Origin of the sequence: Halorientalis pallida (assembly GCF_004118325.1) — an archaeon.
GTDB lineage: Archaea > Halobacteriota > Halobacteria > Halobacteriales > Haloarculaceae > Halorientalis > Halorientalis pallida.
Map to the genome: position 1 here is coordinate 156,690 of NZ_RDFA01000003.1, position 20,468 is coordinate 177,157.

The 20,468-nt window shown below is 66.2% G+C and carries 22 protein-coding genes and 2 tRNA genes; 12 read left to right on the plus strand and 12 right to left on the minus strand.

Annotated features, from left to right (window positions below):
- Positions 1 to 14 precede the first annotated feature (14 nt).
- Complete coding sequence (locus tag EAF64_RS20960; RefSeq protein WP_193767635.1) at positions 15 to 173, plus strand: hypothetical protein; 159 nt, start codon at positions 15 to 17, stop codon at positions 171 to 173.
- A gap of 43 nt (positions 174 to 216) precedes the next feature.
- Positions 217 to 792, plus strand: coding sequence for a peroxidase-related enzyme (locus EAF64_RS09470; RefSeq protein ID WP_129068743.1), 576 nt, complete (start codon positions 217 to 219; stop codon positions 790 to 792).
- Positions 793 to 810: 18 nt separating this feature from the next.
- On the opposite strand, the gene EAF64_RS09475 is transcribed toward EAF64_RS09470, so the two are convergent.
- Positions 811 to 1,206 carry a hypothetical protein gene (locus EAF64_RS09475; RefSeq protein ID WP_129068744.1) on the minus strand — a complete coding sequence of 132 codons (396 nt, stop codon included), beginning with the start codon at positions 1,204 to 1,206 and terminating at the stop codon, positions 811 to 813.
- Positions 1,207 to 1,344: 138 nt separating this feature from the next.
- Between EAF64_RS09475 and EAF64_RS09480 the strand changes: the two genes are divergently transcribed.
- Both EAF64_RS09480 and EAF64_RS09485 read left to right on the plus strand, forming a co-directional pair.
- Entirely contained in the window at positions 1,345 to 1,941 is a 597-nt protein-coding gene (locus EAF64_RS09480) for an AsnC family transcriptional regulator (RefSeq protein ID WP_129068745.1), read from the plus strand.
- Positions 1,942 to 2,061: 120 nt separating this feature from the next.
- A complete protein-coding gene (locus EAF64_RS09485) occupies positions 2,062 to 4,665 on the plus strand; it encodes a heavy metal translocating P-type ATPase (RefSeq protein ID WP_129068746.1) in 2,604 nt (867 codons plus the stop codon).
- Here the strand turns inward: EAF64_RS09485 and EAF64_RS09490 are convergent, their stop codons facing one another.
- Positions 4,666 to 6,192: a cryptochrome/photolyase family protein gene (locus EAF64_RS09490; RefSeq protein ID WP_129068747.1), complete on the minus strand. Its 1,527-nt coding sequence runs from the start codon at positions 6,190 to 6,192 to the stop codon at positions 4,666 to 4,668.
- 125 nt (positions 6,193 to 6,317) lie between these two features.
- Here EAF64_RS09490 and EAF64_RS09500 point away from each other — a divergent pair, with 125 nt between their 5' ends.
- The gene (locus tag EAF64_RS09500; protein WP_193767636.1) at positions 6,318 to 7,298 is read left to right on the plus strand and encodes a halocyanin domain-containing protein; all 981 of its coding nucleotides are present in this window, start codon (positions 6,318 to 6,320) and stop codon (positions 7,296 to 7,298) included.
- Here the strand turns inward: EAF64_RS09500 and EAF64_RS09505 are convergent.
- A complete protein-coding gene (locus EAF64_RS09505) occupies positions 7,295 to 8,182 on the minus strand; it encodes a haloalkane dehalogenase (protein WP_129068749.1) in 888 nt (295 codons plus the stop codon). The two genes, EAF64_RS09500 and EAF64_RS09505, sit on opposite strands and share 4 nt — an antisense overlap.
- A 121-nt stretch (positions 8,183 to 8,303) precedes the next feature.
- Here EAF64_RS09505 and EAF64_RS09510 point away from each other — a divergent pair, with 121 nt between their 5' ends.
- Positions 8,304 to 8,591 carry a ubiquitin-like small modifier protein 1 gene (locus tag EAF64_RS09510; RefSeq protein WP_129068750.1) on the plus strand — a complete coding sequence of 96 codons (288 nt, stop codon included), beginning with the start codon at positions 8,304 to 8,306 and terminating at the stop codon, positions 8,589 to 8,591.
- 312 nt (positions 8,592 to 8,903) lie between these two features.
- On the opposite strand, the gene EAF64_RS09515 is transcribed toward EAF64_RS09510, so the two are convergent.
- Together EAF64_RS09515 and EAF64_RS09520 are read right to left on the minus strand one after the other, a co-directional pair.
- Positions 8,904 to 9,758, minus strand: coding sequence for a DUF4399 domain-containing protein (locus EAF64_RS09515; RefSeq protein WP_227738929.1), 855 nt, complete (start codon positions 9,756 to 9,758; stop codon positions 8,904 to 8,906).
- Between the two features lie 279 nt (positions 9,759 to 10,037).
- A tRNA-Arg gene (locus tag EAF64_RS09520) sits at positions 10,038 to 10,110 on the minus strand.
- 81 nt (positions 10,111 to 10,191) lie between these two features.
- On the opposite strand from EAF64_RS09520, the gene EAF64_RS09525 reads away from it, so the two are divergent.
- A complete protein-coding gene (locus EAF64_RS09525; protein ID WP_129068752.1) occupies positions 10,192 to 10,668 on the plus strand; it encodes a cupin domain-containing protein in 477 nt (158 codons plus the stop codon).
- A 103-nt stretch (positions 10,669 to 10,771) separates the two neighbouring features.
- On the opposite strand, the gene tatA is transcribed toward EAF64_RS09525, so the two are convergent.
- Positions 10,772 to 11,071, minus strand: coding sequence for a twin-arginine translocase TatA/TatE family subunit (gene tatA / locus EAF64_RS09530; RefSeq protein WP_129068753.1), 300 nt, complete (start codon positions 11,069 to 11,071; stop codon positions 10,772 to 10,774).
- A 136-nt stretch (positions 11,072 to 11,207) separates the two neighbouring features.
- Here tatA and EAF64_RS09535 point away from each other — a divergent pair, with 136 nt between their 5' ends.
- Both EAF64_RS09535 and EAF64_RS09540 read left to right on the plus strand, forming a co-directional pair.
- Positions 11,208 to 11,681, plus strand: coding sequence for a redoxin domain-containing protein (locus EAF64_RS09535; protein ID WP_129068754.1), 474 nt, complete (start codon positions 11,208 to 11,210; stop codon positions 11,679 to 11,681).
- Positions 11,682 to 11,732: 51 nt separating this feature from the next.
- A complete protein-coding gene (locus EAF64_RS09540; protein ID WP_129068755.1) occupies positions 11,733 to 12,566 on the plus strand; it encodes an HD domain-containing protein in 834 nt (277 codons plus the stop codon).
- Positions 12,567 to 12,575: 9 nt separating this feature from the next.
- On the opposite strand, the gene EAF64_RS09545 is transcribed toward EAF64_RS09540, so the two are convergent.
- A complete protein-coding gene (locus tag EAF64_RS09545) occupies positions 12,576 to 12,854 on the minus strand; it encodes a hypothetical protein (protein WP_129068756.1) in 279 nt (92 codons plus the stop codon).
- Positions 12,855 to 12,955: 101 nt separating this feature from the next.
- Between EAF64_RS09545 and EAF64_RS09550 the strand changes: the two genes are divergently transcribed.
- Positions 12,956 to 14,254, plus strand: a complete 1,299-nt coding sequence (locus EAF64_RS09550; protein ID WP_129068757.1) for an MFS transporter — start codon at positions 12,956 to 12,958, stop codon at positions 14,252 to 14,254.
- Position 14,255: 1 nt separating this feature from the next.
- On the opposite strand, the gene pdhA is transcribed toward EAF64_RS09550, so the two are convergent.
- The gene (gene pdhA, locus EAF64_RS09555) at positions 14,256 to 15,371 is read right to left on the minus strand and encodes a pyruvate dehydrogenase (acetyl-transferring) E1 component subunit alpha (RefSeq protein ID WP_227738930.1); all 1,116 of its coding nucleotides are present in this window, start codon (positions 15,369 to 15,371) and stop codon (positions 14,256 to 14,258) included.
- 100 nt (positions 15,372 to 15,471) lie between these two features.
- Between pdhA and EAF64_RS09560 the strand changes: the two genes are divergently transcribed.
- Both EAF64_RS09560 and EAF64_RS09565 read left to right on the plus strand, forming a co-directional pair.
- The gene (locus tag EAF64_RS09560; RefSeq protein WP_129068758.1) at positions 15,472 to 15,897 is read left to right on the plus strand and encodes a hypothetical protein; all 426 of its coding nucleotides are present in this window, start codon (positions 15,472 to 15,474) and stop codon (positions 15,895 to 15,897) included.
- An 84-nt stretch (positions 15,898 to 15,981) separates the two neighbouring features.
- Positions 15,982 to 16,674: a phosphoribosyltransferase gene (locus EAF64_RS09565; protein ID WP_129068759.1), complete on the plus strand. Its 693-nt coding sequence runs from the start codon at positions 15,982 to 15,984 to the stop codon at positions 16,672 to 16,674.
- Between the two features lie 26 nt (positions 16,675 to 16,700).
- Here EAF64_RS09565 and EAF64_RS09570 read toward each other — a convergent pair whose 3' ends face one another.
- The 4 genes from EAF64_RS09570 to EAF64_RS09585 form a co-directional block, all read right to left on the minus strand.
- On the minus strand, positions 16,701 to 17,027 hold the full coding sequence (locus tag EAF64_RS09570) for a DUF6684 family protein (protein WP_129068760.1): 327 nt from the start codon (positions 17,025 to 17,027) through the stop codon (positions 16,701 to 16,703).
- A gap of 149 nt (positions 17,028 to 17,176) precedes the next feature.
- A tRNA-Gly gene (locus tag EAF64_RS09575) sits at positions 17,177 to 17,247 on the minus strand.
- 103 nt (positions 17,248 to 17,350) lie between these two features.
- Positions 17,351 to 18,013, minus strand: coding sequence for a class I SAM-dependent methyltransferase (locus EAF64_RS09580; protein WP_129068761.1), 663 nt, complete (start codon positions 18,011 to 18,013; stop codon positions 17,351 to 17,353).
- A 36-nt stretch (positions 18,014 to 18,049) separates the two neighbouring features.
- Positions 18,050 to 20,467, minus strand: coding sequence for a type II secretion system F family protein (locus tag EAF64_RS09585; RefSeq protein WP_129068762.1), 2,418 nt, complete (start codon positions 20,465 to 20,467; stop codon positions 18,050 to 18,052).
- Between the last annotated feature and the right edge of the window lies 1 nt (position 20,468).

Sequence of the window (20,468 nt, forward strand, 5' to 3'; positions counted from 1 at the left end):
GCCACAGTCGGGGTATGCTCTCGTCGGTCGCCGGAGACGTGTTGAGTCGGGTCGGGCCGTTCGTGATCCCGGTCGTCCTGTTCGCCGGCGGCGTGGCCGCCTACGCCCTGCTGTGGCTGTTCTACCGGTGGCGCGACGGCGACGTGGTCGAGGACGGCGCCACGGAGGAGTGAGTCGCGGCCAACACTGAAGCCCCCGCTGGTCGAGAGGGGTGGCATGGGAGACGAGACGGAAGCGATGACGCGGTTCGAAGTGCCGGATACCGAGGACCTGCCCGAGGACATGCAGGAACGCATCGAGGCGGAGACGGAGCGGGCTGGGTTCACGCCCAACGTGTTCCTCGCCATGGCCTATCGCCCACAGCAGGCACAGGCGTTCTTCGACTACCACGACGCCTTACTGGAGGAGACGGCGCTGGAACGCGAGGAGATCGAGATGCTGATCGTCACGGTCTCGGGCGTCAACGACTGTCTGTACTGCATCGTCGCCCACGGCGCGCTCTGTCGGATCTACGCCGACGCGCCCATGCTGGCCGAACAACTGACCGCGAACCACCGCACCGCGGATATCAGCGAGACCCACCGCGCGATGCTGGATTTCGCCGTCAAACTCACGGAAGAGCCCGCGCGGGTCGAAGACGAGGACCTCCAGCGACTCCGGGATCACGGGTTCAGTCAGGAGGCGATCTGGGACATCGGCAACGTCGTGTCCTTCTACAACCTCTCGAACCGCATGGCTCACCTGGTCGACATGCGGCCCAACGCGGAGTTCTACACGCTCGGGCGGGAGTAGCGGGGCGGCCGGCCGCGGTCACAGCCGCGGTTCGATCTCGCTGTCGAGATACTGGACGCAGTACTCCACGTCCGCCATCGTGGCGACCTCGCCGTCGCGCTGAATCGAGATCAGGAATCCTGCTTTCACGTTCGACGGTTCGCGCCACGTGAGGACCCAGGCCTCGTCGAACACGCGGACGAACGATCGCAGTTCCCCGGTCTTGAACACGGATCCCTGATCGGAGAAGCTCAGTTGCTGGACGATGGCGTCGTCGAGGATCTGCTGTCGTTCGGTCATCTCGTACTGTTCTTCCACGTCTGGCCGGAACTGCACCACCGAGGACCCCGCGTCGTACTGGACGACAGTGCGGAGGTCCTCGCCGACCCGCTCGTGTAAGTCGTCCCACACCACGTCGACGAGATCACGTTCCATATTCCGGGATTGTTCGGTTTCTCGCGTTTCAGTCCTTCGTTTGGTTCTGTTCTGGTGCTGGTACGAATCGATCTCGGCACGCGGTGAGTGGGGCCGGGGCGGCGAAACTGACTTGCCGGGGCCGGTCGCAGTGCCCCTATGCGCGGACTCGACGAGACCGACAGGGAGATCCTCGACATCCTCCTCTCGGACGGTCGCCGTCCGTACAGCGACATCGCCGAGGCCGTCGGTCTCTCGCCGCCCGCGGTGTCCGACCGGATCGACCGGCTCCAGGACCGTGGTATCGTGCGCCGGTTCACCGTCGACCTCGACCGGTCGGTGCTCCAGGAGGGTGTCCCGGTGCTGCTCGACCTGCAGGTCCGGCCGGGCCGTGGGGGGGTAGTCGCCGACGCGCTGTCGGCCGCCGATCCCGTCGAACACGTCTTCACCACCGTGGACGAGCGCGTCGTGGCCACGGCGACGGTCGAGGACGGCGACGTGAGCGGCATGCTCGCCGACGCGGTCGAGATGGAGGACCTCGACGGGTACGACGTACGCTTGCTCGACGACACCGCCTGGTCGCCCTCGATGGACGGCGCGAAGTTCGCCCCCGAGTGTGCCGAGTGTGGCAACACCGTCGGCAGCGGTGGCGAAACGACGGAACTCGACGGGAGTCGCTACCACTTCTGTTGTTCGTCCTGTCGCTCCCAGTTCGTCGACCGGTACGAGGAGCTTCGAGAGGGCGCCACCTCGTGACCGCGTGCGTTTCCTGAACTCGATCGGATCTTCACCTTCGAAAGCAAAGTCTCGTCCGGATTCTGCGACGGGAAAACAAGGACAAACCGCTTGAACGTGGGTAGCCTACGTACAGACGAGATGACCGAACGGCGCACGCGGTTGGAGTTGACGGGGATGAGCTGTGCCAACTGCGCGGGCACCATCGACGAGGCCCTCGCGGGGCTGGACGGCGTCGCCGAGTCGGACGTAAACTTCGCCACCGACGAAGGGACCGTGACCTACGACCCCGAGGCGACCTCGCTGGCCGAGATCTACGCGGCCGTCGAGGACGCGGGCTACGGCGTGGTCCGGGAGTCGCTCACCATCCCGATCACCGACATGTCCTGTGCGAACTGCGCAGAGACCAACGAGACCGCGCTGGAACGCCAGCCCGGGGTGATCGAGGCCGAAGTCAACTTCGCCACCGACGAGGCCAGTGTGACGTACAACCCCGCCGCAACCGGCCGATCGGCGCTGTACGACGCCATCGAGGACGCGGGGTACACCCCGGTCCGGGACGACGAAGAGGGGGGCGACGGGGACGGCGACAGTTCCCAGGCACGTCAGGACGCCGCTCGCCAGGCCGAGATCGACCGGCAGAAGCGACTGGTCCTGTTCGGCGGGGCGCTGTCGCTCCCGCTGGTGGCGATGATGGCCGTCGAGTTGCTGTCCCCTGGCGCGTTACCCGACACGGTCTTCGGGATCGAGATGGGCTGGCTCGCCTTCCTGCTCGCGACGCCCGTCCAGATCGTGCTGGGCCGGGAGTTCTACGAGAACAGCTACACGGCGCTGGTCAGGAACCGCACGGCCAACATGGACGTGCTGATCGCGCTGGGCTCGTCGACGGCTTACGTCTACTCCGTGGCCGTCCTCCTGGGGCTGATCGCCTCCGAGGGGCTGTACTTCGACTCGGCGGCGTTGATCCTGACGTTCATCACGCTCGGGAACTATCTGGAAGCCCGCTCGAAGGGGCAGGCCGGCGAGGCGATCCGACAGTTGCTGGAGATGCAGGCCGACACGGCCACGCTCGTCGACGCGGACGGAAACGAGCGCGAGGTCCCCGTCGAGGAGATTGACGTCGGCGACCGGATGAAGGTGCGGCCGGGCGAGAAGATTCCGACCGACGGGACGGTCGTCGACGGGTCCAGCGCGGTCGACGAGTCGATGGTGACCGGTGAGTCCGTCCCGGTCGAGAAGAGCGAGGGCGAAGAGGTGGTCGGCTCGACGGTCAACCAGAACGGCGTCCTCGTGGTCGAAGCCACGAAGGTGGGCTCGGAGACGGCGATCCAGCAGATCGTCTCGATGGTCAAGGACGCTCAGAGCCGCCAGCCCGAGATCCAGAACGTCGCGGACCGCATCAGCGCGTACTTCGTGCCCGCGGTCATCGTGAACGCGCTGTTCTGGGCGGGCGTCTGGTACACCGCTCCCGACGTGCTGGCGAGCATCGTCGGCGCGATCCCGCTCCTGGGACTCGTGGCTGGCGGCCCGATGGTGGCCGGGGGCACGGTGTCGGTCTTCGAGTTCTCGGTGGTCGTCTTCGCCAGCGCCGTCTTGATCGCCTGTCCCTGCGCGCTGGGATTGGCGACGCCGGCAGCGACGATGGTCGGGACCTCCATCGGCGCGCAAAACGGCGTCCTGTTCAAGGGGGGTGACGTCCTGGAGCGGGTCCGGGACGTGGATACGGTCGTCTTCGACAAGACGGGGACGCTGACCACCGGCGAGATGCAGTTGACCGACGTGGCAGTCGTGGGTGGCGGCGCTGTCGCCGATGGGGGCACTGCGCCCGAGGGTGGCCGGCTGGAGCCGGAGGTCGACGAGTCGGTCGTCCTCGCCGCCGCCGCCAGCGCCGAGCGGGGGAGCGAACACCCGCTGGCCGAGGCCATCGTCGCGGGGGCCCGGGAGCGCGACCTCGAGCCCGCCGAACCGGAGGCGTTCGAGAACGTCCCCGGGCAGGGCGTGCGGGCGACGACGGACCGCGGCGAGGTCCTCGTCGGGAACCGCCGCCTGCTGGAGTCGAACGACGTCGATCCGGCACCTGCGACGGAGACGATGGAGCGCCTGGAGAGCGAGGGCAAGACGGCGATGCTGGTCGCGGTCGACGGCGACCTCGTCGGCGTGGTCGCCACGGCCGATACGGTCAAGGAGTCGGCGAAGGCGGCCGTGAGCGCGCTCCACGAGCGGGACCTGCGCGTCCACATGATCACCGGCGACAACGAGCGGACGGCCGAGGCCGTGGCCGAGCAGGTCGGGATCCGTCCGGAGAACGTCCGGGCCGAGGTCCTGCCCGAGGACAAGGCCGACGCCATCGAGGCGATTCAGGCAGACGGCGAGCGGGCGATGATGGTCGGCGACGGGGTCAACGACGCGCCCGCGCTGGCGGCGGCGTTCGTGGGCTGTGCCATCGGGAGCGGGACGGACGTGGCCATCGAGGCCGCGGACGTGACGCTGATGCGATCCGATCCGCAGGACGTGCTGAAGGCAATCCGCGTCTCCGAAGGGACCCTCGCCAAGATCAAGCAGAACCTGTTCTGGGCGCTGGGGTACAACACCGCGATGATCCCGCTGGCTTCGCTGGGCCTGTTGCAACCCGTGCTCGCGGCGGGCGCGATGGCGCTGTCCAGCGTCTCCGTGTTGGCCAATAGCCTCGCGTTCCGGTCGTACACGCCCAGCGAGGACTACCGACTGTTCGGCCGGTTCCGCTGATCAGAGGTCATCGTTTTCCGCTCGTTCACGCAGCTCGGTCGCGCGGTCGCGGATCGCCTCGATCTCTTCGTCGTCCTTGTTGTCGAGGTGACTGTACACCAGTCCCATCCGGTGATTCGACCGTAATTCGTCCTCGTTACGGTCCAGGAAGTCCCAGTAGAAGGTGTTGAACGGGCAGGCCCCCTCGCCCGTCGTCTTGGTCTTGTAGTAGGAGCAATCCGAACAGTAGTCGCTCATCTTGTCGACGTAGTTGGCCGAGGACGCGTAGGGTTTCGTGGCGAACACGCCCGCGCCGAACGACCCCATCTCGATCACGTTGGGTGTCGTGACCCAGTGGAACGCGTCGACGTAGCCGGCGTGGAACCAGCGGTTCAGCGCGGCCGGTTCGACGCCGTAGATCAGCGCGAAGTTCGAGAGGAGCATCAGCCGCTCGATGTGGTGGGAGTACCCCCGGCGGCGCACGCCGTCGATCACGTCCGAGAGACAGGCCATGTCGGTCTCGCCGGTCCAGTAGAACCCCGGCAGACCCTCGGTCTGCCCGAGCTGGTTCGCGGTCGCCAGTTCGGGCATCTCCCGGCGGTAGACGTGCCTGAGGAACTCCCGCCAGCCGATCACCTGTCGAACGAACCCCTCGACGCTGTTGAGCGGCACGTCCCGCGACTCGTACGCGTCGAGGACGCGCTCGACCACCTCGTCGGGGGTCAACAGTCCGAGGTTGAGGGGGGCCGACAGCAGGCTGTGGTTCATTGCCCACTCGTCTTCGCGCATGGCGTCCTGGTAGGGGCCGAACTCGGGGAGTCGGCTCTCCGCGAAGTGGTCCAGTGTGCGGAGAGCCTGTTCGCGGGTCACGGGCCAGCGGAACGGCTCGGGGTCGGCCCAGTCGCCACCGTAAGGGGGCTCGTCGTAGCCGCCCGAGAACTCCGACTCGACCCACTCGATCACCTCGTGGGTCTCGTCGTCGTACTCGAAGGTCGGCGCCTCGGGCGGTTCGTAGCCCTCCGGCGGCGTCTCACGGTTCTGGTCGTCGTAGTTCCACTCGCCGCCGACCGGGTCGTCGCCGTCCATCAGGTAGCCCGTCTCACGCCGCATGTGGCGGTAGAACGTCTCGTGCGTGAGAGTGTCGCGGTCACCGGCCCACTCGTCGAACGCCGCAGGCGAGCAGAGGAACCGCTCGTCCTCGACGACCGTGAGCGAGCCGCCAGCGTCGGAGACCAGTCGTCGCATCCGGTCGGCCCCGCCGTGGCTCGCCGGGCGGACGACAGTGAGGTCGTCGTCGGGATGGGCCTCGAAGTGTGCCTCGAGCGCGTCGGCGAACGTCTCGGTTCGCCGATAGTCGACGGGGTGACCGGCCGCCTGTAGCCTGTCGCGGAACCGACGCATCGCGGCGAACACCAGTGCGAGTTTGTGCGGGTGGTACGGGTGGCGGTGGGCGAAGTCGCGAGCCTCGATCATGAGCACGCGACCGTCGTGATCCGCGAGTGGGCCGACGGTCCGCGTCAACTGATCGCCCAGTGCCAGTATCGTCATGGGCGGTCCTCCACCCAGCGGTGGGACGTCATGTACACCGCCTAGGGCGATAGACACAAAAACTGCGTGTCGGGCCCCGAAGGAAGGTCAAGTGATTTATCTTTGTGGCCACAGAGGTTTCCCGCATGACCTGGCAATCGAAGCGTCGAGCGTTTCTCCGGACCGCAGTGGTGGCGACAGCGGCGGGTGTCGCCGGTTGTTCCGACAGCGGTTCGGGCGAGAACCCTGACGATGACGACGACGAGGAGACCGAAGCGGGGACGCCGACGCCCACGCCCGAGGAGACCGAGGCTGACGTGGAGACACCCGAGGAACCCGACGAACCGGAGGGACCGACCGAACCCGACGAACCAGCCGACGTGCAGAACCCGAAAGCGGCCGTCGACAACTGGCTCGCGAACACGAAAAACTACAACGGGAAGGTCAACCCGATGATCGGGCGGACCGACGTGAAGATCGGCGTCGGCGTCGACGACGGTTCGGGCAGTACCTTCGCGTTCGGCAGACCCGCGATCAGGGTCACGACGGGGACGAAGATCCAGTGGCTCTGGGAGGATCCGGCGAACCAGCACAACGTCCGGGAACGCAACGGCCTGTTCGACAGCGGGCGCCCCGTCGCGTCGTCCGGGAAGACCTACACCGTGACCCTGACCGAGCCCGGCGTCTACCTCTACAAGTGTTCGAATCACGGCGGCGCGCTCGGGATGCGCGGCGCGATCATCGTCGAGGAACAGCAGACGCTCAGCGGCTACCCGACGGTCGACGAGTGGCTCAGCGAGTACGAGGAGTACAGCGGCCGGCTGACCGACCGGCGGGGCGAGGGGTCGGTCGAAGTGTCGGTCGGCGCACGGAGCCCGAACGGGCAGAACCGCTCGTTCGATCCGATCGCGATCCTGGTCGACAGAGGCACCCGGATCGCCTTCGACTGGACCGGCCGCGGTGGCACACACGACGTGACCTGGGAAGACGGCGACTTCGAGCCCAGTGACAACGTGCGGGACGCAAGCTACACGTACAGCGTGACACTGGACGAACCCGGCGTCTATCGCTACTACTGTCGGGGCGACCGCCCCTACAACGGGCGCGGTGCGGTCGTCGTCCGCTAGGTCCGCTCGACGAAGTCGACGATCTCTTCGGCGATTTCCTCCCCGCGATCTTCCTGCAGGAAGTGCGCGCCACCCTCGATCCAGACGTCGGGCTGTTCGCTCGCGGTCGGGAACAGGTCACGCAGGTAGTCACGCGACCCGTGCGTGATCGGGTCCGAGTCCGAGAAGAGGACGAACACCGGTTTCTCCCACTCCTCGAAGGTCGCCTTTGCCTCCCTGGTGAGTTCGGCCCCGTCCATGTCCGGGTCGATAGGGACCCGACTCGGCAGGATGCGCGCACCCGCCATGTGATCCTCGTCCGGGAAGGGCGCGCGATAGGCTTCGACCACGTCTTCGGAGAGGGCCGAGAGACAGCCCCCTTCGACCAGCTGGCCCACGTCGAAGTCGGGATCTTCGGCCGCCATGTCTTTGAAATCGTGCCAGATGTCCGGCATCGACTGGCTGCCGTCCATGAGGCCGGTGTTCATCGGGACGAGTCGCGCGAACCGGTCGGGGGTGTTCGCCGCCAGGGGCAACCCGAGCAGGCCACCCCAGTCCTGGCAGATCAGCGTGACGTTCCGGAGGTCGAGTTCTTCGACGAACCGCTCGACCGTGTCGTACATCGCACTGTAGGTGTAGTCGTCCTGATCGGGCCACTTGTCCGAACGACCGAACCCGATCAGGTCCGGCGCGACGACGCGGCCGGCCTCCGAGAGCGTGGGGATCATCTTCCGGTAGAGGTACGACCACGTCGGTTCCCCGTGGAGACAGAGGAACGTCTCGTCGCCCTCGCCCTCCACGTCGACGTAGGCCATCTCGGGGCCGCCCACGTCGACGTAATTGGCCTCGTAGTCGTAGTCCGGTAGATCCTCGAACCGCTCGGCTGGTGCGCGTTCCAGTGACATGTGGGTTCCACTCGACCGCCGTTCATAGTTATTTTCCTTCCAACAGTTAACGTCACGCGCACGAGAGCTAACAGCGTTGGCACGTCGCCGGGCTTAACCGGGTGCCGGGCGGAGGAGGGCCATGCACGTCGAGTTCGTCACGTACGCGACGATCCGTGACAGTATCGGCGAGAAACACCTCGAGCGCGAGTTCGAGGCAGGAACGACGGTCGGCGAGGCGATCTCGTCGCTCGCCGACGAGTACGAGAGTCTTGGGCCGCTCCTCTTCGACGGGGACGGCGACCTCAGACCGCACGTCAACGTCCTGGTCGACGAGGCGAACGTCCGGAACGCGGACGGAGCGGCGACGACGCTGACCGACGGGACGACGGTGAGTCTCGCGCCGGGCGTCGCTGGCGGGCAGGAGTGATCGACGACGAGACCGAAAAAATGGTTCGCTCCACGTGGTTCGTCCCGTCGTAGGACGGTCTGTACCCGGTTAGACGAGACCGCGGAGTCCACCCGGTGTCGGCATCTCGGACTCGCGGTCCCGTTCCTCTCCGTCCCGGTCTTCCTCCCTGGGACCGGACCGTTCCGCTTGTGCCATACTGCACTTCCATGTCGCGTGTAATCCGACAAAAAGTTTGTTCCTGTCCCCGTCGTTCTGGAAGATACTCCTCGATCTATTTCCTTCGTGTATATTACTCGGCCTCGAGCCGGGCCGGGTAGTTCGAGAGCGGCGTCACTCGGTCGTGACGGTCGTGTGGGCGTGGACCATCGTCGCGCGGTGAGTGCCGGTTCCGACCTGGAAGTGGATCGTGTGGTCACCGGGTTCGTAGGCGTCACCCGGTTGCTCGGCCAGGTCGATGGACCCGCTGGTCGAGCCGTCGCCGTAGTGGATGTGGTTGGCATCGCTCGGAATCACGTCACCGACCGGGACGTGGTCGGCGTCGATGACGGCGTGGAGGTGCCCGGAGTTGGCGTCGATGCCCGCACTCGACGGTTCGATGGTGTAGTTCTCGGCGGTCACGTCCCACTCCACGACGCTCCCGTCGACGCTGGTCGAGAGGTCGAGACTGGCAGTGTCCTCGACAGTTACCTCGACGGTGTCGGTCAGGGCCATCGCAGTGTGTTCGCCGTCCGCCACCTGTAGGTGGAGCGTGTGGTCGCCCGGTTCGAGTTCGAGGACCCCGTTGTCCTGTCCAGTCCCGTAGTGGATGTGCTGGTCGTCGCCAGGAATCGTCTCGCCGGACTCGACAGGTTCGGTGTCCACCATGACGTGGTAGTGCCCGGCCCCCTCGTTGACGGCCCCCGACTCTTCGATAGTGACGCCGCTGGCCGAGCCCTGCCACTGGACGTACGGACTACTGAGTGTCGCGCCGTCCGAGGGGACGGCGAAGGAAACAGACGCGTCACTCCCGACGCCGTTCGTGTAGTCGTCGTCGCCGGACGACGTGGTCGACTCGGGAGAGCCATCGGAATCGTCCGTCCCGGTGTCCGTTCCGGCTCCATCGTTCGAGGTACACCCTGCGATCCCCGCCGCAGCAGCCCCAGCCGTCAAACCGAGAAACTGCCGTCTGTCAAATTTACCGAACATATTGCAGTCGGACATTTTCTACAGGGGATTAAATACCAATCGAATCGTGCCGATATTTACTTGCACGCGTGCCGAAAACCCTGGGAAACAGGTGTAGTGGATCGGGCGGGCGTGCCGGGAGTCCCGCGAGCGTGGCGAGTGGGACATCGGCAGGCCCACGACCGAAGGGAGCGGGCGTGCCGGGATTCGAACCACGCCCGAGAACCTGCGCTCCGCGCAGAACCTCGGTCTACTTCGAATCTCGGGTCCGGTTCGGTCGTCGCTTCGCTCCTCCCTGCACGGGCGTGCCGGGATTCGAACCCGGGATCGAGAGGTTAGGAACCTCTCGCCCTGTCCACTAGGCCACACGCCCTACCCCCACTTGTGCAGGTCCGGTGAAAAACGATTGCTCTTCGCTCCCAACGGTTATGTCGGAGCCACCGCAGAACCTGCTATGGAGAAAGTCGCACTCGACGACGTTCGCATCGAGAACAACCCGCTGGGCGTCCACTCGGTCCGCAAACCCGTCTCCGACGCGCTGGGGACGACCGACTTCGCGTTCAACTACTTCGAGCTCCAGCCCGGCGAGTCGTTCTCCGGCGGCATGCACCGCCACCACGATCAGGAGGAACTGTTCTACATCCTCGAAGGCACGGCCACCTTCGAGACGCCCGAAGAAGTCGTCGACGTACCGGAAGACGGCTGTATCCGCTTCGAGCCGGGCGAGTACCAGACCGGGGGCAACGAGACGGACGACCTGGTCCGCGGGTTCGCAATCGGCGCGCCCGACTCCCGCCACGACTGGGACGAACTCGACGCCCTGGTGTACTGCACCGAGTGCGAGGAGGAGACCGACCACGGGATGGGCCTCACCGACGACGGGCAGTTCTCTTTCACCTGTCGCGAGTGCGGGAACGATCCGCAGGCCTGAACGGCCGGGTCGGTGCTCACGAGAGGGAGGGACCCGCACCCGCCACGGTCGGCGGCGTCGAGACTGAAGCGGGTTGCGGGCCGGAAAATTGAACTGAGCGCGTCTAGCTGCTCGTGGTGTCCGTGCCAGTCTCGCTGGTTGATTCGACTTCGGAGTCGACCTCGGAGCCGACCGAGCTGCCGGCGTCGGCCGACGTGTCGGAGTCGGAGCCGACGTCGGGATCTTTCATCTCTTCGAGTTCCTCTTCGATCTCCTCACGGCCTTTCTGGAACTCGCCGATGGCCTGCCCGGACGACCGGGCGAGTTCGGGAATCTTGTTCGCGCCGAACAGCAGGATCGCGATGAGCAGGATCACCAGCAGTTCCGGCCCACCGGGTGCCCCTGGGATGAACAATGGGATCATCTGTACCTCTGCATAACCGGAGGCTAATTATAGGCTTTTTGCTCAGCCCCAGATCCCGACACCGGCCGCAGGGGCGCTCTCGCGGCAGGTCGATGGCACAACAGTAATCCCACCCCCGTCCGAAGGGGTTGTTGTCATGGTAGACGAAGGAGACGCAGCCCCCGACTTCACTGCACCGCTCGCGAACGGCGACATCGCCGAGTTCACACTCTCGGAGAACCTCGACGACGCACCCCTGGTTCTGTGCTTCTTCCCCGGTGCGTTCACGAGCGTCTGCTCCCACGAGATGAACACCTTCCAGGACCGCCTGGCCGACTTCGAGGACGTGGGCGCCACAGTGTACGGCATCAGCGTCGACTCCCCGTTCGCCCTCAACGAGTTCCGCGACAAACTCGATCTGGACTTTGGCCTCGTCAGCGACGCCGACAAGGAGGTCATCGACCAGTACGGCATCGGCATGGACTTCGCCGACCTGGGCGTCCACGACGTGGCCAAGCGCGCCGTCTTCGTGGTGAACGGCGACGGCGACGTCACCTACGCGTGGGTCAGCGACGACCCCGGCGTCGAACCCGACTACGACGAGGTCGAATCGGCCGCCGCCGACGCCTGATCGGCCCGTCGCCCCCGAGTCTTTTTCTCCGTCGCACGTGACGATACGGGCATGAGTGACGCCACCAGCGGCGGCGATAGCGGCTCGAGCGGCGACGGCCGCGTGTACGACGTGGACGGTGACCACAACTTCCCCGACGAGCGGCTGACCGAGACTCTCGAATACATCGCGGACGACGAGGAGATCACGGCGTACCTGGAAGCACAGAACGTCAACCCGGTCGCACGAAAACGCTACAACGACCACGGCAAGAAACACGTCGAGATCGTCCGCAACCGGGCGCTCTGTCTCTACGACCTCCTCAAGGGCGAGGGCGTCGAGTTCAACGGTGCGACGGAGCAGGGCCTCTCCGAGGCCGACGAGCCGGTCATCGTCGCGCTGGCGGCGACCCTGCACGACATCGGTCACGTCGTCCACCGCGACCAGCACCCCTACTACTCGATCCCCCTCGCGGCGGATCTGCTCGACCGCATCCTCCCCGATCTGGGTTACGACGTTCCCGACATCGTCCGGACGAAAGGCGAGGTCCTGCACGCGATCCTCTGTCACCACGTCGAGGAGGACCCGCTGACCCTGGAGGCGGGCGTCCTCCGTGTCGCGGACGCACTGGACATGGAACAGGGCCGGTCGCGCATCCCCTACGAACGCGGCGGCCGCGGCATCAACACCGTCTCCAGTCAGGCGATCAAGGCAGTCACGCTCCACCCCGGCGAGGACAACGCGGTTCTCATCGAAATCGAGATGACCAACGCCGCCGGCGTCTACCAGGTCGACAACCTCCTGAAGGCCAAGGTCAGAGGCTCGGGACTCGAAGACCGCCTCCGGATCGTCGCGCTCAACGCCCACGAGGACGACGACCAGATCGTCGAGCGCATCGAGTTGTAGCGCCCGACCCTACCGTACCTTCCAGTAGAGCAGCTTGAACTGCAGGACGATTCCCTCCACCAGATTCCGCGGGTCGAACCCGCTGTCTGGGTTCTCGGCGGGTTCGAACGTGTCGACGACGTCACGGTCGACCGTCTCGATCCAGCCGGTAGCGCGACGGTGACCGTTCTCGTCTGCCACCAGCAGGAGCGTTACCGACCCGTCGGGGAGTCCCACCACGCGATAGACGCCGGCCGGAACCGGAGCGTCGGAACCGACACGGTAGTGATCGTACGGAGCCACGCTCATAGACGACGGAGGTCGTGGCAGCCTCATAAATCCGGGTGCGACCGCGCCACAAACTGGCGGCGAGACGTAATCCATTATTCCCGCGGGTGCCGAGCGAGACCGTGAGCGACGACGCTGGTGGTGCGCTGGGACTGTTATGGAACACCGAGTTTCGCGCGCTCGCGAGCACCGCCTTCGCGCGGAGTCAGGCCTACTCGACGATCATCATCGCCCTGGCACTGTACGCCGACCTGTTCTCGACCTCCGGGTTCGTCGAGGGCCTGTTCGGAACCGTCTTCGCCGTCACGCAACTGTTGATCGTCCTCCCGCTGGGGCGGTACGTGGACACGAACAACGCCAAGCGCATCCTCCTGGTCGGCCTGGCCATCAACGTCGTCACCTTCGTCGGCTTCACGCTCGTCTCGGCGGTCGAACACGTCCTGCTCGTCCGGATTCTCCAGGGACTCGGCGCGAGCATCCTCTGGATCACCGGCACGACCGTCGTCGGCGAGATCGGTCCAGAGGACGCTCGCGGGCGGTGGCTCGGTGCGTACAATCAGGTCGGCGCGTTTTCCAGCCTCGCGGGCGACGTAGTTGGCGGCCTGCTGCTGACTCTCTACGGCTTCACGTTCACTTACGCCGTCCTGAGCGGCGTCACGCTCCTGTCCGGACTGCTGGTCTACCGGCACCTCCGGGACGATCCTGGCGGACAGGCCGACCCCGACGACCAGGGGAGCGTCGAGACGTTCCGCCTGTTGCTCGCCCGGACGACGGTCCGCGCGCTCGTCATCTTCCGACTCGGCCTCAGTTTCGGGAAGATGGCCGTGCTGATCTTCCTCCCGATCTACGCCCGGACCGGGTTCGGCATGTCGGCGCTGTTCGTCGGTGGCATCCTCGCGGGCGGGAAGCTGACGAAGGCGCTCTCGCAGGGGTACGTCGGCGACCTCACGGACCGGATCGGCCGGAAACACCGCTTCGTCTTCGTCGGGGCCATGCTGTACGCACTCGGTGCGGCACTGATCCCGCTGGCGGAGTTCGCGGCCGGGGTCGTCCCGACGGTCAGGGTCCCGATCCCCTGGGCCGCCGGAGCGGCCACGCTCCCGCCAGCCTTCCTCCCGCTGTTCGTCGCCTTCGGCGTCTGTGGCATCGCGGACAGCATCCGCCTGCCAGCGAGCATGGCGCTGTTCGTGGAGGAGGGCGAACAGTTCGACGCCGTCGCCGGGAGCATGTCGTTGCGCTCCATCGCCTGGAAAGTCGGACAGGTCGTCGGGCCGGTGACCGTCGGCACGCTGTGGGACTACACCGACGTGTTCGTCGCGTTCTGGACCGCCAGCGCCCTCATCGCCCTCGCGACGGTCGCCTTCCTCGTCCTCTACCGGGTCGATCCCGCCGATGGTGTGGAGACCGCACCCACCGACTGACTCACTCGTCTTCCAACAACGCCTCGTCCCCGTGGCGCTCCCGGAGCGCTCGGAACGCTTCCCGTTGCTCGCGGATCCGGGGCGTGTCGGACTCGTAGGCGTTGGCGAACAGTTGCCCCGGATCGGGTTCGAACTCCTCGGCGGCGTCGATCAGGTCGGCGACTCGTTCGCGGGCCGCCTCCTGAATCGCGTCGATCCGCTCGTCGTCGAGCAGGCCGCGCTGCCGGAGGAACGTCTCCATCCGTGGGATCGGGTCGCGCTCTTTCCACTCCTCGACCTCCTCGTCGTCGCGGTAGACCGAAGGGTCGTCCGCGGTCGTGTGCGCGCCGAAACGGTACATCACAGCCTCGATCAGCGTAGGCCGACACTGCTCGTCGGCCGGGTCCCTGGCCTTCCGGACGGCCTGGCGAGTCACCTCGTAGACGGCGAGAGGGTCCATCCCGTCGACCTGGATGCCGTCGATGCCGTACGCGTCGGCCTTGCCGGCGATGGTCGGACTCGCGGTCTGTCGCTCGCGCGGGTGCGAGATGGCGTACTGGTTGTTGTTACAGAAGAAGATCGCCGGGACGTCGAAGACGCCGGCGAAGTTCAGTGCCTCGTGGAAGTCGCCCTCGCTGGTCGAGCCATCGCCGAAGTGACAGGTGACGATCCGGTCGTCGCCCTTGAGCTTGGCGGCCCAGGCCATCCCCGTCGCGTGGGGGAGGTGGCCGGCGATGGAGATGTTCAGCGGGAAGACGTTCTTCTCGGCGAGCCACTCGTTGCCCCGTTCGTGGCCCATCCAGTAGAGCAGGTACTCAGGCTCGAGACCGCGAACGATCACGGCCCCGTGTTCGCGGTACTGGAAGGAGATCCAGTCCTCGTCGGCCATGGCGTGCGTCGAAGCGATCTGGGCCCCTTCCTGGCCGGCGAGCGAGGGATACGTCCCGATCCGTCCCTGTCGCTGGAGGCTGATCATTCGTTCGTCGAAGTGGCGAGCGAGCCACAGCTGGCGGTACATCTCGACGAGTTGCTCGTCCGGAAGGTCGGGCACCGATGCGCCCTCCAAGACGTGGCCGGCATCGTCGAGGACCTGCACGCGGTCGCTGGCGTCGTCGCCCAGGCTCCCCTGATTCGTCACGGTGTGGAATGGGCACGGAGCACCGGGACATAATGCTGTCGCTCGGAGAGGTGACCAACCCCGACACAACCGTTTAGTACTGGCGGCCGTATCTTTGGGTATGGGTAACACGCCCACCCAACAGCCCTTCGAAGGCGACTCCCCGGACGCGGACGAACCGGGTGCCGGCGCGTCGGTTCGGGAGGCGGTGGTCGGGTTCGTACGGTCTACCCTCGGCAGCGTGCGCAGGCGACTCTCGGTGTTCCCGTCGCTGAATCTCGCGTCGGCGTTCGTCGTCGAGGAAGCGGACGTCGCCGAGTCCCGCCGCCTCCGTCCGGCGACCCGGGACGAGGAGGGTGCCACTGACGACACACAGACGACGTTCCAGAACCGGTCGGTCCCGCTGGTCCAGCCCGCTCGGGACACCGGCCAGGAGAACGCGCCCGACCTCGAAGCCACCGAGGAAGACGGCCGGCTCTCGATATACTACCCCGACCGAACCGACGCGCGGATCACGTCCGATACCTGGGAAGACGTCGAACGCTGAGTGGGCGGTCGCGGCGGCCGGAGCCACAGCGCAGGCGGTGACATTCAAGTTCTCGGCGCTCCGGGGGGTAAACGGTGACCACTCGTGTCCGACCTGCCGGATGAATTCGACTGTACGATCACGAACTGGGAGTACATCTACGGCCTCTGTCGCGACGTGAGCGACCAAGTGAAAGCTGCCGACTTCGAGCCCGACATCGTCGTCGCGCTCGCCCGCGGCGGCTGGTTCGCCGGCCGCTGTTGCTGTGACTTCCTCGGCCTCGACGACCTGACGAGCCTCAAGATGGAACACTACGTCGGCGCGGCCGAGAAATCCGACGAACCCACCGTCCGCTACCCCATGCCGGAGGGCTCCGTCGAGGGCAAGGACGTCCTGATCGTCGACGACATCGCCGACACCGGTGGCTCCATCAGCCGCGCCCTCGACTACGTGACGGATCGTGACTGCCACGAGGTCCGGACCGCCACTCTCCAGCTGCTGGGCACGAGTTCCTTCGAACCCGACTTCGTCGGCGAACGCCTCGCCGAGTGGACCTGGGTCGTCTACCCCTGGAACTTCGTCGAGGACATGATCGACCTCGTCTCCGACGTGATGCGCAAAGCCGACGGCGAAACCGTCACGGAAACCGAGATTCGCGGCGCACTCCGGGAAGTCCACGGTATCGAGCGCATCGAGATGGAGATCGCCCAGCCCGACCGCTTCGACGAGGTGATGGCCGAGATGGTCCGCCGCGACGTTGCCGCGGCGTCAGGAGAAGGGTGGCGGCTGGTGGAGTAATCGTGCACGACTGACGCCAGTCGATCTCATTCCCGATCCGACTCGCTATCGTACCCGCCCGCCACACTCCCTTCGAGCGGGCTATCCTCGCCGCTGATGACCCACCCGGCGACGATACTGACGAGGACGACCCCGCCGATCAGCGCCCCGTGGAAGAGGAGGAGCGGATCACCCCCCTCTCCTCCTGACGAGAAGAGCCCGAACATGACGACGAACGCCGCGATTATGGCGATGGGGACCACGTTGACGAACAGGTCGGAGAGCAGTTGCCTGTCGAAGCCGGCCCAGCTCGGGTCGGTGTTTTCTGACTGAGTCTCTCCTTCTGTCTCCGCCGACTCGGTATCCCGTGACATCGTCGGTTCGGCGTCGGCAGCTAGGGCGTAGAACCGATTAACTCCTGCTCTTCCGCGTCGTCGGTCGCGGGTAGTTGTTCGTGCGCGACGGGCAGAACTCAAATCGCTTCCGACCGCGTTCGTCGCTCACGTCTTGTTCGAGACAGAAGTGCGGCGACCGGGATTTGAACCCGGGCCATGAGCTTGGAAGGCTCAGGTCCTACCACTAGACCATCGCCGCGTGTGTAGGTTGACCGCTCGAACGTCGCCCCGACCGGGCGCGCCAGTGATCCAGGCTGGATCGCCGCGGCGCGAGGTGACACCAGACAGTTCCGCGTGCCAATTTATGTGGCTTTCCTTTCGCCGTCGGCGACCACGGCGTAACAGTTCCCGCTGGAGACGAACACCTCGACCGGCTGTAGCCCACTCGCGTCCAGATCCGCCCGGAACTCGTCGGGGCTGTAGATGTGGTAGAACCGCGGCACACGCTCGCCGCCGGGGAGCGTCCAGTCCACCGTGGTGTCGAACCCCGCCTCGGCGTCGAACCGGTCGTGTGCCGTGCTCCAGGCGCTGACCAGCGCTCGACCCTCGGGCGCGAGGACGCGAGCCAGTTCGTCCAGACTCGACAGCCGTAATTCGCGGCTGGGGAGGTGGTGCAGCGTCGCGACGTAGACGGCCAGGTCCACCGTTCCGGTCGAGACCGGGAGCGAAGACGCGTCGCCCTGCACCAGCCCCACAGTGTCACTCACGTCGGTGTTGGCGACGCGCTCGCGGGCTTCCTCTAGGAGGCCGCGACTCACGTCGAGGGCACAGACTCGATCCGTCGGGTCGGCCAGCAGTTCGGCGTGGCGACCGTTGCCACAGCCGACGTCGAGGCCGAGCGTCCCGGTCCGGTCGGTGAGGAAGGATTCGACTTCGGGCCAGGCGTACTCGCGAGTGGCCGAGAAGTGGGCGGCGATCCGGTCGTAGGTGTCCCGGACGCCCGCGCGGGCCGGGTCGTCGTCCATGGCTGGCGTTTCCGGCCGTGGCTCAAGACGGTTGCGTTAGCCGAAGGTGAACTCGACCCGGTTGGCCTCGACGCCCGGTGGGTAGACCGTGTCGGTGCCGTCGGTCTCGTCGTAGGTCTGATCCTCGTCGGTGTCCATGCGGGGGACCAGAACGATGGTCTCCTCGTCGTCTATCTCCCTGTCGAGCTGGATGGTGACGTCCTCGGAGGTCCCGGCGGGGAGGTACTCGCTCACGCCGATCACTTTCCCGTCGGCACTGCCCTGCCGAACCACGACGAACCCGCCCTGGGAGAGCGAGGCGGACTCGACGTTCACCTCGGCCTTGCCGCCGAACTGGGCCTCCATGTTCATCGACGCGACGGGCGAGGACAGCAACACGAAGACGACGTAGGCCACGGTCAGCAGGATGGCGGCGTGTTTGACCCCGTCCCGAATCGAGCCCTCACCGAGTTGCCCGCCGACGAGACCGGAGAAGAACGCCTGGACCATCCCGACGTGGAAGAACACGAGGGTGTATGCGGCCTTGTTGACGCTGCCGAAACGGGTGAACTGGCTCGGGTCGATCCCCAGTCGGTTGTTCGAGGAGGGCGTGGGCACGTTGTTCGGCAGACTCGGGACCAGGACTTCCTCGACGGCGACGATGATGACCAGGAAGACGAGGAACGCGACGTAGATGACGACGAGGTAGGTGAGCATCTGCCGGCGGCGCTGGCGTTTCATCCGCAGGTCCGCGCGTGCCTGCGTGGCGGCGATCCGCAGCACGGCCCCGATGTTCCCGCTGGCCCGCATCGCGTTGGTCAACAGCGTCACGGCGCGAGTGACGGGGATAGTCCGGACGCGCGTCCCGAACCGCACGAGCGCGTCCTCGACGTTGGCCCCGAGGCTGATGTCGGCCCAGATGCGTTCGATCTCGTCGGTCAGTGCGCCGAGATCGCTCCCCCGGACGCGGTTGAAACTCTCGACGACGGACATGCCGGCTTCGTTGAGGCTGGCCAGTCGTTCGAGCATCTCAGGTGAGGCGGCCTCGACCCGTCCGAGCCGGCGCTGCTGGACGAACCGGACGACGGCGTAGGTCCCGAGGACGAACAGGAGGCCCTGAATGACGAGGTCGTCGAGGACGCGGACGTTGACGCCGACGCCGGTGAGCGCGGCCGGGAGGCGCAGGGCAGTGACGACGAGCGCGAGCGGGATCGTCACGTACAGCAGTGCCGTCGGGTTCCGCAGGACGGTCTCGACGGGGGCGTTGAGAACGCGCTTGTACCGCTGCAGCCGGTCGTAGACGGTCAGGCGATCGAAGTTGTGGGTCAGTGCGTTCGTGTGGCCGCCGTCGGCCGCGGGCACGTCACCCTCGAAGGAGGCACCGCCACGCATGAGCGAGGACTCGTCGGGGATGGACGTGCCGTCGCTCCCGATCCCGAGCAGTTCCAGACGCTGGTTCAGAAACACCATGAACCCGACGTTGGCGAGCGGGATCGCCAGGTAGCCCAGCAACTGGAGGATGCCGAGCGTGTCGGTCGTCGTGAGGCCGAACACCAGCAAGACGGTGATCAAAAAGAGGGTCCCCGCGACGAGGAGGGTGACGTACGCCTCGGCGATGGTCGCCAGCAGTTCGAGGAGTTCCTCCTGTCGTTCCTCGGCTTCCTCCTGGTAGCGCTCGTACTGATCGTGGAGGAACTGCGGGAGACTCTGTCCGCTCTGCAGGACCGAGGAGAGGTTCTCACTGAACGTCTTGTACTCCTCGCTGGGCGTCCGTTTGGACATCCGACGGATGGCGTTGATCATGTCGGTGCCGAACAGGTCCATCTGCCGGACGGCGACGGACATCTCGCGGGCACTCTCCCCGTAGATCCGCTTGTTGTCCGCCAGGGTTCGCATGATGACCGGGAACGGCATCCCGCCGCGAGAGAGCGCGTACAGGAAGGCGACGGTCCGGGCCAGGCTCTCGTTGATCCGCCGCCGCCGTGCCTCGGCACGACTTGCCAGGAGCTGCCACCGCATCGTGAACGCCAGTGCACCCGACACGAGCGCCGAGACGACGCCGCCGACGACGGCGACAGCGAGGAACACGTCCGGGGCGAGTTCGAGCGACCACGTCGAAGGGCGTCCCAGCACCGCCGTCATCGTGTTGGGCAGCCCCGCGAGCAGACCGCCGATCAGCGGGACCGCGAGGACGAACCCGACGACGACGTACCCGCCGACGATGCCGCCCAGAACCGCGAGGACGACCGCGTAGAAGTACGTCTTGGCCGCGTAGGCGCGATACGTCTCGGGGACGTATGCGGACTGCAACAGTTCCTTCCGCTCGATCCGGTCGTCGTCGACGAACCGCCCGAACACACCCCGGGAGATCCGGGTCAGTCGCTTGTTGACGGACCCGCTCGATCCGGCCGAAATCAGGAGGGCACCGAGACCGAGCGCGAGCAGCGCCGGGACGAACGAGAGCGGCGAGACCATG

Bases quoted from the DNA above. Each gene is read 5' to 3' on its own strand.
- EAF64_RS09585 (WP_129068762.1), bottom strand. From the start codon at position 20,467: ATGGTCTCGCCGCTCTCGTTCGTCCCGGCGCTGCTCGCGCTCGGTCTC.
- EAF64_RS09535 (WP_129068754.1), top strand. From the start codon at position 11,208: ATGGTAGACGAAGGAGACGCAGCCCCCGACTTCACTGCACCGCTCGCG.
- EAF64_RS09570 (WP_129068760.1), bottom strand. From the start codon at position 17,027: ATGTCACGGGATACCGAGTCGGCGGAGACAGAAGGAGAGACTCAGTCA.
- EAF64_RS09545 (WP_129068756.1), bottom strand. From the start codon at position 12,854: ATGAGCGTGGCTCCGTACGATCACTACCGTGTCGGTTCCGACGCTCCG.
- EAF64_RS09480 (WP_129068745.1), top strand. From the start codon at position 1,345: ATGCGCGGACTCGACGAGACCGACAGGGAGATCCTCGACATCCTCCTC.
- EAF64_RS09505 (WP_129068749.1), bottom strand. From the start codon at position 8,182: ATGTCACTGGAACGCGCACCAGCCGAGCGGTTCGAGGATCTACCGGAC.
- EAF64_RS09525 (WP_129068752.1), top strand. From the start codon at position 10,192: ATGGAGAAAGTCGCACTCGACGACGTTCGCATCGAGAACAACCCGCTG.
- EAF64_RS20960 (WP_193767635.1), top strand. From the start codon at position 15: ATGCTCTCGTCGGTCGCCGGAGACGTGTTGAGTCGGGTCGGGCCGTTC.
- EAF64_RS09470 (WP_129068743.1), top strand. From the start codon at position 217: ATGGGAGACGAGACGGAAGCGATGACGCGGTTCGAAGTGCCGGATACC.
- EAF64_RS09490 (WP_129068747.1), bottom strand. From the start codon at position 6,192: ATGACGATACTGGCACTGGGCGATCAGTTGACGCGGACCGTCGGCCCA.
- EAF64_RS09485 (WP_129068746.1), top strand. From the start codon at position 2,062: ATGACCGAACGGCGCACGCGGTTGGAGTTGACGGGGATGAGCTGTGCC.
- tatA (WP_129068753.1), bottom strand. From the start codon at position 11,071: ATGATCCCATTGTTCATCCCAGGGGCACCCGGTGGGCCGGAACTGCTG.
- EAF64_RS09540 (WP_129068755.1), top strand. From the start codon at position 11,733: ATGAGTGACGCCACCAGCGGCGGCGATAGCGGCTCGAGCGGCGACGGC.
- EAF64_RS09560 (WP_129068758.1), top strand. From the start codon at position 15,472: ATGGGTAACACGCCCACCCAACAGCCCTTCGAAGGCGACTCCCCGGAC.
- EAF64_RS09510 (WP_129068750.1), top strand. From the start codon at position 8,304: ATGCACGTCGAGTTCGTCACGTACGCGACGATCCGTGACAGTATCGGC.
- EAF64_RS09515 (WP_227738929.1), bottom strand. From the start codon at position 9,758: ATGTTCGGTAAATTTGACAGACGGCAGTTTCTCGGTTTGACGGCTGGG.
- EAF64_RS09475 (WP_129068744.1), bottom strand. From the start codon at position 1,206: ATGGAACGTGATCTCGTCGACGTGGTGTGGGACGACTTACACGAGCGG.
- EAF64_RS09500 (WP_193767636.1), top strand. From the start codon at position 6,318: ATGACCTGGCAATCGAAGCGTCGAGCGTTTCTCCGGACCGCAGTGGTG.
- EAF64_RS09580 (WP_129068761.1), bottom strand. From the start codon at position 18,013: ATGGACGACGACCCGGCCCGCGCGGGCGTCCGGGACACCTACGACCGG.